Source organism: Clostridium sp. UBA1652 (genome assembly GCF_002320975.1).
GTDB classification, from domain to species: domain Bacteria; phylum Bacillota; class Clostridia; order Clostridiales; family Clostridiaceae; genus Clostridium_T; species Clostridium_T intestinale.
Map to the genome: position 1 here is coordinate 119113 of NZ_DCLI01000079.1, position 12372 is coordinate 131484.

General features: G+C 29.1%; 9 protein-coding genes. 3 read left to right on the forward strand and 6 right to left on the reverse strand.

The window, feature by feature from the left end; translation table 11 throughout:
• Positions 1 to 79: 79 nt before the first annotated feature.
• The 4 genes from B3N22_RS16930 to fsa all read right to left on the reverse strand — a co-directional run bounded on the left by B3N22_RS16930 (position 80) and on the right by fsa (position 6061).
• Positions 80 to 2839 carry a DEAD/DEAH box helicase gene (locus tag B3N22_RS16930; protein WP_286908874.1) on the reverse strand — a complete coding sequence of 920 codons (2760 nt, stop codon included), beginning with the start codon at positions 2837 to 2839 and terminating at the stop codon, positions 80 to 82.
• Positions 2840 to 2939: 100 nt separating this feature from the next.
• The gene (locus B3N22_RS16935) at positions 2940 to 4661 is read right to left on the reverse strand and encodes an ABC transporter ATP-binding protein (protein WP_286908876.1); all 1722 of its coding nucleotides are present in this window, start codon (positions 4659 to 4661) and stop codon (positions 2940 to 2942) included.
• Between the two features lie 307 nt (positions 4662 to 4968).
• Entirely contained in the window at positions 4969 to 5316 is a 348-nt protein-coding gene (locus B3N22_RS16940; RefSeq protein WP_286908878.1) for a hypothetical protein, read from the reverse strand.
• A gap of 64 nt (positions 5317 to 5380) precedes the next feature.
• On the reverse strand, positions 5381 to 6061 hold the full coding sequence (gene fsa / locus B3N22_RS16945; RefSeq protein WP_286908880.1) for a fructose-6-phosphate aldolase: 681 nt from the start codon (positions 6059 to 6061) through the stop codon (positions 5381 to 5383).
• A 193-nt stretch (positions 6062 to 6254) separates the two neighbouring features.
• Here fsa and B3N22_RS16950 point away from each other — a divergent pair, with 193 nt between their 5' ends.
• Together B3N22_RS16950 and B3N22_RS16955 are read left to right on the forward strand one after the other, a co-directional pair.
• A complete protein-coding gene (locus B3N22_RS16950) occupies positions 6255 to 7028 on the forward strand; it encodes a DeoR/GlpR family DNA-binding transcription regulator (RefSeq protein WP_286908882.1) in 774 nt (257 codons plus the stop codon).
• A 109-nt stretch (positions 7029 to 7137) separates the two neighbouring features.
• The gene (locus B3N22_RS16955) at positions 7138 to 7851 is read left to right on the forward strand and encodes an HAD family hydrolase (protein WP_286908884.1); all 714 of its coding nucleotides are present in this window, start codon (positions 7138 to 7140) and stop codon (positions 7849 to 7851) included.
• A gap of 52 nt (positions 7852 to 7903) precedes the next feature.
• Here the strand turns inward: B3N22_RS16955 and B3N22_RS16960 are convergent, their stop codons facing one another.
• Positions 7904 to 9703, reverse strand: a complete 1800-nt coding sequence (locus B3N22_RS16960; RefSeq protein WP_286908886.1) for an ABC transporter ATP-binding protein — start codon at positions 9701 to 9703, stop codon at positions 7904 to 7906.
• Positions 9700 to 11430, reverse strand: coding sequence for an ABC transporter ATP-binding protein (locus B3N22_RS16965; RefSeq protein WP_286908888.1), 1731 nt, complete (start codon positions 11428 to 11430; stop codon positions 9700 to 9702). The genes B3N22_RS16960 and B3N22_RS16965 overlap by 4 nt, the downstream gene beginning before the upstream one ends.
• A gap of 92 nt (positions 11431 to 11522) precedes the next feature.
• On the opposite strand from B3N22_RS16965, the gene B3N22_RS16970 reads away from it, so the two are divergent.
• Complete coding sequence (locus B3N22_RS16970) at positions 11523 to 12350, forward strand: MerR family transcriptional regulator (protein ID WP_286908890.1); 828 nt, start codon at positions 11523 to 11525, stop codon at positions 12348 to 12350.
• The last annotated feature ends 22 nt before the right edge of the window (positions 12351 to 12372 follow it).

Genomic DNA, 12372 nt, shown 5'->3' on the forward strand with positions numbered 1-12372 from the left:
ATACTCTTCCTCTAAAAGTGTTATCTATATATATTATCCATAAATTTTGAAAAAGTTCATATACTTAAGATTCGGATTATCAGTCTCTGTTAATAACCTCTATTATTTCTTCTAAGCTCAACTTATCTAAATTGTGTATATCTCTAAAATCATCTGTAATAACTTCATTAACTAGTTGTTTTTTAGTTTCCTGCAACTTTAGTATCTGTTCCTCTATTGTCCCTTTTGCTATAAGCTTTATAACTTCTACAATATTTTTTTGCCCTATTCTGTGGGCTCTATCTGTAGCTTGAGCTTCTACTGCTGGGTTCCACCAAGGATCAAAGTGAATAACAAGGTTTGCTGAAGTTAAGTTAAGTCCTGTCCCCCCTGCTTTTAAGGATATTAAAAACACCTTTATATTGTCCTTTTTATTAAAATCATCAACTAAATTAATTCTCTCTTTAGAACTTGTTGCGCCATCTAGATATAAGTATTCTATATTTCTTTCTTTCAACATTGGCTCTATTTTCTTTAACACTGAAGTAAATTGAGAAAATAATAATATTTTCCCACCTTCTTTGCTTTGTTTTTCTATAAGTTCTAAGGAAGCGTTAAGTTTTCCACTTCCACCATTATATTCTTCAAATAAGATTGATGGATCCAAACAAACTTGCCTAAGCCTTGTTAAATAAGAAAAAATCTCTATTTTATTGCCTTTATTCTCCTTAATTTTCTTCTTAACATCCCTAACATATTTCTTATATATGTTCTTTTGCTCTGATGTCATTGAAATAAACATTTTCTTTTCTATCTTATCTGGAAGCTCTTTAACGACTTCAGATTTCGTCCTTCTTAAGATAAAGGGTTTAACTAATAATCTAAGAGTTTCTATATCTTCTTTTCCTATAAATTTCTCCTCAAAGTATTTCCTAGGAAATAAATATCCTGGCATAATGAAGTCAAATATGGACCACAACTCTAATAAATTATTTTCTATAGGAGTTCCTGTAAGTGCAAATCTGACTTTGCTTTTTATTTCCTTCACCGCACTTGTATTTTTTCCAAGAGAATTTTTTATATTTTGAGCTTCATCTATAATGCAGTAATCAAACTCAATCTTTTTAAAACTTTCTATGTGATTTCTTACCAATCCATAAGTTGTAAGTATGATATCACACTCTTTTAAATTATCTATCAAAACTTCGTTTGAGTGAAATATCCCAACCTTTAAATCAGGTGAAAACTTCTTAAATTCATTATCCCAATTATATATAAGTGATGTTGGTGCAACTATCAAGGTTTTCTTGTTTTTTTCAGATGAAAGAAAGGCTATAGTTTGAATTGTTTTACCTAGTCCCATTTCATCTGCAAGTATCCCACCAAACTCTAATTCACTTAAGTTTTTAAACCACTTAAATCCATCTTTTTGATAGTTTCTGAGTTTCCCTTTGAAGTTTTTACCGACTTTTCTTTCCTTTTTTTCTAAGTTAGAAAATCTATCTTTTATGCTTTCTAAAACATCTAAACCTTTATTGATGTTCATTGATGTATTTTCTAATATAACATTTAAGTAACTTTCCTTATTTTTATCTATCTCTATGATGTTTTTATCACTATTTAATATATCTAATAAGTAAAAAAAACTTTTTACTTCTTCATCTTCAAAATCTAAAAAACCTTTTGTCCCTATTCTATAGGTCTTACTACCAGCTTTATAGCTTCTTAAAACCTCTTTAAGTTCATCTTCTTCTATGTTATCTATGTTATAACTTAATACCAAACTTCCACTTCTCTCATATAAGTCTAGATTTATAGAAGATGAATCATATAATTTAGGACTATCATCTTCTGATTGATCAGATTCCAAGTTTCTGATGTTTTCTGAAATCATAACATTATCAGAAATAGAATTCAGTATTTCTAAAAGCAGTTTATAATTTTTTTGTGTTTTCTTATAAAGAATAGTGTTGTTTTTCATGAACCTTTCATGAAACATCTTATATTTATCACATTGATAGTTTGATGGTACATATATGTTATCAAGAAAGAAATAAACTTCCTTATTTTCATCTAAAGCTATGGGAATATTTTTATGAGTAGTTAATATTAGATTTCTCTCATTTCCCTTTAATGTAAATGTTAATGGTAAATCTTTATTTAAAATATTAGCTTTATATTCTATTCCATTATATCTAAATAATATTTTTCGTTTTCCTAAAGTCTTTAAGAAAGCTTTAAGTTCATTTTCCTTGATTATTATACTTCTACTTCCATTTTCCACACTTTTAGGCCCATCAACTTTTTCTTTTATGTAGAGAAAAAGAGGAATTTCTTTTTTAGCCATCTTTTTCTTTTCATCATTAAACTCTTTAACAAAGGATTTTAAATCTTTTATTAAAATCTTATTTTTTCTACCTGCTCTAAACTCTAATATATAGTTATCATCTTTTTCCCACTTTTTATATTCAATTTTTACATCAAGTTCTAAGGCGTCTTTATCATGCCCTTGTACGTAACTATTTTCTCCATGTTTCTTTTTATATAAGGAATCTAAAAATTTATATGCAACTGCATTTATATGTTTACACATAAATATTTTCTTATATCTAGATATTTCTCTATATTCTTCACAATTACAACTTGCACCTTCTAAATTATTACCTTGAATATCTAGTTTTATATGTACTCTATGTGTTAAATTGAGAGCCTTAACATCTCCATAAACATGGTACAAGTTTTCTATTCTTTTACCCTTTAAGTTTGAAACTAAGTTTTTTCTAAATATCTCTTCTCCCTGTTTTTTTATTAAACTAGAAGAGGATTTAAAAATTACGTCTTCTAAAGTATTTAAATTCATCTTCTCACCACCTAACCTATAACATTCAGCCTATATTATACCATTAACATAAAAAGAAGCTATTGCAAAATTATTCACAATAGCTTCTCTTTTATTTATTTTATGCACTTTGGGCTTCGTAAAGACTCTTATATACTCCATTATTATTTATTAACTCTTCATGGGTGCCTAACTCAGCTATTCCACTTCCCTCTAAAACAACAATCTTATCTGCATTTTTTATTGTAGACAATCTATGAGCTATTATTATAGTTGTTCTTCCTTTTGATAAATCAACCAATGCTTTTTGAATAGCTGCTTCTGTTTGGGTATCTAAGGATGAAGTAGCTTCATCAAGAATTAAAATTCTAGGGTTCTTAAGGAACATTCTTGCTATAGATATACGTTGTTTTTGTCCCCCCGATAACTTTGCACCTCTTTCTCCTACAAGGGTATCTAACCCCTCTGGTAATGAGGAAACATATTCATCAAGTTGTGCTTGCTTTAATGCAACCCATATCTCATCTTCTGATGCACCTAACTTTCCATACACAACATTTTCTCTTATTGTTCCATCAAACAAGAAAACATCTTGTTGAACTATTCCAATACCACCTCTTAATGAGTCTAGTTTCATTTCTTTGATATCTATTCCATCAATAGTTATCTTGCCTTCCTTAATATCATAAAATCTTGGCAATAAACTTGTTAAGGTTGATTTTCCTGTTCCTGATGGTCCAACTAAAGCTACTGTTTCACCTTTGTTTATTTTTAAACTTATATTCTCAAGAACCTTTTCTTCCTTTCCTTCATAGGTAAATGTCACATTATCATAGCTTATATTACCATAAGCTATTTCAACATCTTTAGCTCCTGGTATTTCTTTAACATCTGGTTCAGTTTCTAAAAGTTGAATGTAACGTTTAAAACTAGCAATTCCTTTTGGATAAGACTCAATAGTTGCACTTATCTGCTTTATAGGCCCAAGAAACACATTAGACAACATAACAAAGGCAACAAAATCACCGTTACTCATTTCTCCATTAATTACAAACCAAGTTCCACAAACCAAAACAAATATATGTACTAGTTTTGTAAAAATAAAACTTATAGCAGAATTCCAAGCCATTATTGCATAGGCCACACATTTAGTTAAAAAGAATTTATGATTATGCTCACTAAATTTTTCTATCTCGTAGTTTTCATTTGAAAAAGCTTGAACTACTTTCATTCCTAAAATATTATTTTCAACACCTGAATTATAATTTCCTATGTCTTTAAACATCTGCTCAAAAGCCTTGGCCATTTTACGATTAAATAATATAGATAAGTAACTCATTATTGGAATTATAAGAAAAGTAAGTACTGCTAACTTCCAATTAGTATGTACCATTATTCCAAAAGCACCTAAAAGAGTCATTATAGCTATAAATATATCTTCTGGTCCATGATGGGCAATCTCCCCTATATCCATAAGTTCATTAGTCATTCTAGATAATAAATGTCCGGTTTTATTATTATCAAAGAAATTAAAAGAGAGTTTTTGAATTTTTTCAAAAAGTTGTTTTCTCATATCTGCTTCGATACTTATTCCTAATTTATGTCCCCAGTAAGTTACAACGTAGTTTAAAAAAGCACTAAAAGTATAAATAGCTAATAGCCCTAAACAACTATACAATATAACATTCCAGTCTCCCTTTGGAAGTTGATTATCCAAAACATTACTGATAGCAAGTGGAAATATTAATTCCAAAAGTGCAGATAAAATAGCGCAAGAAAAATCTATAATAAATAAATTTTTATACGGCAGGTAGTATGAAAAGAATTTTCTTAAAAGTACCATGAGTTATTGTTCTCCTTCATCTTAACGTTATTTTTAATATTTAGAAATAAAAACATATCTATATTGTTTTCTAGATTAATTTTAGTTTCCTATAACATCATCTAATTATAACAACCACAGCACTTGCAGTCAATTCTCACTTGCAATTAATAAACAATGTTAGTTAATTAATTATATTCCTTAAACTATTGCTAATACTGGGTTTCTTTAATTAGCTATTACGAATTTAGGAGTACTATTATATTTTTTAGGATTATTGCTTTAAAAAATTAAAAGGAGCACTCTAAACTATATTAGAGTGCTCCTCTTAGAATTTATTAAACATTATGGAAATATTATGGGCTAATTCTTTAGAAACCACTAGGGCGTCAATGTGTATATCTTTAGGACTTGTTATTAGAGGATATTCTCCAATCCATACATTCCCATCAATAAGTACATTTGAATTGATAGGTTTATCTGGATTTTCGTCATATACTTCCTCCAGTTCCTCATAGGGAGTTATTACAACTATTCTCCTACAAGGCTCCTCAACTTCACTATAAATATTGAAATAACTATTAAAGTTATCAAAACTCTTTATGGAAGTAACAAGTTTAACATGTAAGCTTAATTCCTTAGCTAAATCAATTACCTTAATATCCTCACTCATCATTAGATATACCTCTTAAATCATTAATTTATTATATATCAATTATATTAAGGATTTAGTCTATTGTCTATTTTGAGTTGTAAGCTACCTTTCCTTCACCATATACCTCAGACCAGTCTTTAGTAAACTTATCTACGCTCCACTTTGTTAGTGGATGAGATAATAGTCCATCCATTATTTCACTACCAACTGTTATTGATTGTGCTCCAGCTAGTGAAACATCATGAACTTGCTGCACGTTCTTAAAGGAAGCTGCTAAAACTTTACTGTCTATAGCATATATATCAAATAGATGAACTATCTCTTCAACTACTCCTACACCATTTCCACTTATATTATCTATTCTATTTACATAAGGGGCTACAAAATCTGCTCCTGCCCTTGCTGCCATTAAAGCCTGATCCGCTGTAAATATTGCTGTAGCTGTTATATTCATTCCTTTTGCTTTTAATATCTTCATAGCCTTTATTCCTTCTGGAATTACAGGTATCTTTATATAAAAGTTTCCACCTATAGTTTCTTTTAAATATTCTGCTTCTTTAACTATCTCTTCTGCTTTAGTACTGATAGATTGTACATGAAGCATTTTATCTTCACCTATAGCTGCTCTTATTTCCTTTAATATCTCTAAAAAACTTCTTTTTTCTTTTGATATTATAGTCGGATTTGTAGTAACACCACTCATTGGATATAAATCAAAAGCTCTTTTTATTTCTTCTACATTAGCGGTATCTAATAAATATAACATATACATCATCCTCTTTATCTAATTTTGTTTGACTATAATTACATGTTACTACATGTTTTGTTAAACTTCAAGTATAAATACGAATAAACATTAATCAAAATGCACATTTACAAATTAAAATATTAATAATATAATATATTAGATATATAAAAACGCATAATAGTGAACAAATAAAGATTATAGAGGGGTACCTATGTTTATAGAAGAAAGACATGAAAAGATATTAGAAATGCTTAAAGATAAAAAACGAGTAGAAGTTCAAGAGCTAAGTGAGCTTTTTGAAGTTTCTGAGGATACAATCAGAAGAGATTTAAGAATAATGGAGCAAAAGGGTAAAGTTCATCGAACTTATGGAGGTGCCATTCTTCCTGACAAAGTAAACAGCTATGAAAATTTCATTGTTAGAGAAAATATTCAAAACGATGTTAAACAATCAATTGCCTCTTTAGCTCAATCTTTTATCCAAGAAAGAGACACTCTGCTTTTAGATGGTTCTACCACTGTAGCTAAAATAGTTCCGTTACTCTCTGGATATAAAAATCTAACTGTAATAACTAATTCTATAACTATAGCCTATGATATTCTACATCAATGCCCTAATATAAATCTTCATATTATAGGTGGAATAGTTAGAAACGATATTGGGAATTCCATAAGTATAGAAAGCTTAAAAGATATAGAAAAATTGTATGTTGATAAAGTTTTCTTATCTGCTTGCTCTATTTCTCTTAAAGGAGAGCTTACGACTCCTATAATTGAAGATGCTCACGTAAAAAAAGCAATGTTAAATGCAGGTAGAGAGGTATATATCCTAGCAGATAGCAGTAAGTTTGGTCAAAAATCCTTGATGGAGTTTGGAAGGATAAAACCTGAATACACTATAATATCTGACTCTGACTTGCCTGATGAGATAAATGAAGATTTACAAGCTTTAATAAGCAGAGGTTTAAAAATATTAACTACTTAAAAAAATTTAGTTTTTTATATGTCCTAATATCCTAATGTCCTAATATTAGGATATTAGGACATTAGGATATTATAATATTAGGACATTTAATTATGAAAGGGGTATTAACATGATAAATACTATTATATTTGATTTAGACGGAACACTTTTACCATTAGATACGGAGAATTTTTTTAAGATATATTTTGAAGAGATAGCTCTTGACTTTAAAGATATTACTGATCCAAAAGAGTTAGAAACTAATCTATGGGCCTCTACTAAAGCAATGATTAAAAATCTTGATGAAAAATTAAATGAAGAAGTTTTTATGGAGGATTTCGCAAATAAAATCAACGGTGATATCGAAGTTTACAAAAAAAAATTTGATGAATTTTATGACAATAACTTTTTAAATCTAAAGAAGTTTTGTTATGAATCTCAAGAAATGAGAAAGGCTGTAAGCCTTCTTAAGACAAAAGGCTACAACCTTGTTATAGCTACTAATCCTATATTTCCACTAAAAGCTATTCATCACAGAGTAAGCTGGACTGGATTTAAACCTGAAGATTTCTCTTATATATCTTCTTACGAAAGAAATCATTACTGTAAACCTCAGGTTAAGTTCTATGAAGAAATATTAAAAGATATCAATAAAGATGCTGAGGAATGTTTGATGGTTGGAAATGATGTTCAAGAAGATTTAGTTGCTTCTAAAGTTGGTATCAAAACATATCTAATAAATGATTATGTGATAAACAGAGTTCAAGGAGATATTGTTTCTGACTATCAAGGAAGCTATAATGATTTCTATAACTTTGCTCAAGAATTACCTACTTTAAAGTGAAATAAAAGGATTTTTCTAAAAGTCTCAATACTTTAGAAAAATCCTTTTTAAATTATAAACTTAAGATTTCATCTTCTTCATCTTGATTTCCAAACTGACTATTATAAAGTTTCTCATAAAAGCCGCCTTTTTTCATCAGCTCTTCATGAGTTCCTTGTTCTATAATATTTCCTTCATTCATAACCAGTATTAAATCAGCACTTCTAATTGTAGATAGTCTATGAGCTATAACAAAGCTTGTTCTCCCTTTCATTATATTCCTCATAGCTTTTTGAAGCAGTAACTCAAGTCTTGTATCTACTGAACTTGTAGCTTCATCTAATATAAGTATCTTAGGGTCTGATACTACTGCTCTAGCTATAGTAAGAAGCTGTTTTTCTCCTTGAGATATATTTGATGCCTCTTCATTTAATATCATATTATATCCATCTGGAAGGGTCTTTATAAAATGATGCACATTTGCTATCTTTGCAGCCTCTATAACATCTTCTTTACTAGTACCTAATCTTCCATACTCAATATTTTCATGGATTGTACCATTATATAACCATGTATCTTGAAGTACCATCCCAAACAAGCTTCTCAAATCTTCACGTTTCATATCTCTAGTATCAACACCATCTATTTTTATAGAACCATCTAAAACTTCATAAAATCTCATTAATAGATTTACTAGTGTTGTTTTTCCCGCTCCTGTAGGACCAACTATGGCAACCATTTGTCCACTCTTTATGTCTACACTTAAATCTTCTATTAAAATATTATCCTCACTATATCCAAATCTAACATGTTCAAAGGTAACATCTCCAACAGGATTATCAAGTTTAATTGAATCCTTCTTATCTTGAAGCTCTTCTTCCTCATCTAATATTTCAAATACACGATTCATAGCTGCAAAAGCCGCCTGTATTGTTGATGATAGTTGAGTAACTTGAGAAAGTGGCTGATTTATTTGCCATATATAACGTATGAAAGCTTGAAGATTACCTACTGTTAAAAATCCTTGTATTGTAAATATAGCTCCAACTACTGCAACTACTCCTATTGTAAGGTAAGTTATTAATGAAACTACAGGAGACATTATACTAGATATAAACTGTGCCTTAAACCCAGTATTAAAAAGTTCTTCATTGATTTCTTTAAATTCTTCTATTGAATCCTCTTGTTTGCCATATAGTTTTATTTCATTAAAACCAGTATATGTTTCTTGTACTTTACCATTTAGCTTACCTAAAGCTTCCTGCTGACTATTAAATAATCCCTGTGATTTATTAACTATAAATTTAGATGCTAAATAACTTAAGGGAATTATTATTATAGCTATAAGTGCAAGCTTTATATTAAGAGAAAACATCATACTAACAGCAAATACTACTGATAATATTGAATTAACCACTTGAATAAAACTTTGTTGAAGGGCATTAGATACACTATCAACATCATTTGTAATGCGGCTTAATATATTACCATAGGTATTTTTATCAAAGTAGTTTACTGGCAGTCTTCTAATCTTATTTTGAATTGCGTCTCTTAAATCTCTCATAGTATTTTGAATTGCATCAGTTAAAAGAGCATTTGCCAGATAAGAAGTCACTGGTCCAAAAACATATATAATAAACAATATTAATAATATTCTTATTACGTATTCAAAGTTAATAGAGGCACCCGTTACCCCCCTTAATATATTAGCAGAATCTTCTGATAGACTTGTTATAATAAGTCCTTCTACCCTAGGTGATACAGCAGTACATATAGCCGCCATTATTATAAATAAAATGGCTCCTATAAAAGATTTTCTATATGGCTTTACAAAGAAAGAAACTCTCTTTACTATAAACATTAACTTTTTCATCTTCTAAGTTCCTCCTCTGTAAGTTGGGATAATGCAATTTCCTTATAGATCTTGCAGTTGTCTAAAAGTTCTTTATGCGTTCCTGTCCCAACTATTTCTCCTTCATTTAGAACTATGATTTTATCAGAATCAAGTATTGACCCTATTCTTTGTGCTACAACTAGAACCACAGAATCGGTTACCTCTGCCTTTAATTTTTCTCTAAGAATTGCGTCTGTTTTAAAATCTAAAGCTGAAAAACTATCATCAAAAATATAAATCTCTGGCTTTCTAACTAGAGCTCTAGCTATTGATAACCTCTGCTTCTGTCCACCAGATACATTTTTTCCCCCCTCACTTATTACTTCCTCGAACTTTCTAGGTTTTTTACTTATAAAGTCGTAAGCTTGAGCTACTTTAGCTGAATGTTCTAATTCATTTTTATCTGCATCTATTTTTCCAAACTTTATATTACTTCCTATAGTACCTGTAAATAGTAAGGTCTTCTGAGGTATAAACCCAATCTTGTTACGTAATGCTTTTAAATCATATTCCCTGACATCTACTCCATCTATTTTTATGCTTCCTTTTGTAACATCATAAAACCTAGGAATTAAGTTTATAAGTGTACTTTTACCACTACCTGTACTACCTATAAACGCAATTTTCTGTCCTTTTTCAGCTTTAAATGATATATCTTTTAAAACAGGTTCTTCTCCCTCTGGATAAATAAATGTAACATTATCAAATTCAATTAATCCTCTAGTTTCCGTTTCTAAAACGCCATTTTTAGGGCTTTTTATAATAGATTCTGTATTTAAAATTTCTTCAATTCTGTTAGCAGACACCTGTGCTTTTGGATACATTATAAACACCATGGAAAATAACATTATAGAAAACATTGCATGGAATAAGTATTCTATAAAAGCTACAAGTTGTCCAACTTGTAATGTTTGAGAACTTATCATATTGCTTGATATCCAAAATATAGCCAAAATTGCCATGTTCAATAATCCAAAGAAAGCAGGTTGAGAAATAGCCATAAGTTTAAATAATTTTTTAGATATTTCAGCATAGGTATTATTTATTCCTTCAAATCTTTCTTTTTCGTATTCATCATTTCCAAAAGCTCTTATAACTCGTACTCCTGTTAAATTCTCTCTTGATATTCTATTTAACTTATCCATATTTTTTTGTTGTTCCTCTGAAATAGAATGTGATATCTTTGCTATTATAAGGACTCCCAACACTATAAATGGGACAGTTACTGCTAAAATCACAGATAAACTTAAACTTGTTCTAACTATCATAATCAAACTTACAATAAACATAACAGGCGTAAGTAGCGCTGTTCTAAGTACTACATTTGTAAACTGTAGTATTTGAAAAGCATCGTTAGTAGTTCTTGTTATCATTGATGATATCCCAAATTTATCATATTCGCTATGGGAGAATTCCTGAGATTTTATAAAAATATCATTCCTTATATCTCTAGTTATACTGGTTGAAATTTTAGAAGAACAATAACCTAATAAAATTGTTCCTATGGTTCCTAAAATTGAAATTACAACAATCATACTTCCAACCCTTACTACATAATCTATATCACTATTAGTTATTCCATTATCAATGACCTTAGACATTATAGTTGGTATTCCCAATTCTACAAGCGCAAAACCGAACACTGATACTATGTTAAGAATTACTAACCATTTATATTGCTTCATGTATTTCAATATTAATTTCATTATAAATACTCCTTCTTGAAATGCTATTATTATATCGCTATTATATAATAATAAGGTATCCGGTTACCGTATAGTCAAGAGGTGAAAAAAATATGAATGAAAATTTGAATAAATATTTTAATACAGGGGAGTTTGCTAAACTTTGCAATGTAAAAAAACAAACTCTTTTTCATTATGATGATATAGGTATTTTCTCCCCTGATGTAAAAGATGAAAATGGATATAGGTATTATTCTTATCCCCAATTTGATGTATTTAATGTAATAACTATTTTAAAAGAAATAAACATGCCTTTAAAAGAAATTAAAACTTATTTAGATAATAGAACCCCTGAAGCTTTAATTAATTTATTTGAAGAAAAAATTCTACAGGTTGATAAAGATATAGAAACCCTTAAAAGAATGCGTAAACTTATGGAAACTAAAATTTCTATAACTAAAAAAGCTTGTGATATGGATTATTCAAAAATTAGTATAGAATCTTCTGATGAAGAATACTTAGTTTTAAGTAAATCCATAGAAAATGTGAGCCATAAAGAATATTTAAAAATCATTTCAGAACATATGAATTACTGTAATTTAAACCATCTTAATTCTGGATACTCCATAGGGGCTATTATAAGTAAAAAAAATATTTTGGCTGGAATTAAAGATAACTACTCTTATCTATACACCAAATTGTCATCCAAACAAAATCTTCCTCATACCTTTATTAAACCTAGGGGGCTTTATTGCATAGCCTTTCATAAAGGTGATTATAAAGAAATAAACTCTACTTACAAAAAGATAATAGAATTTTTAAACCAATTAAATTTGAAAATTGGACAGTATTCTTTTGAGGAATTTATTTTAGATGAGATTAGTGTTAAGGGATATGAAAACTACGTAACTCAAATTTCGGTTGAAGTTTCGACTAAATAAAAGGGGCTGTTGCAAAACTAAA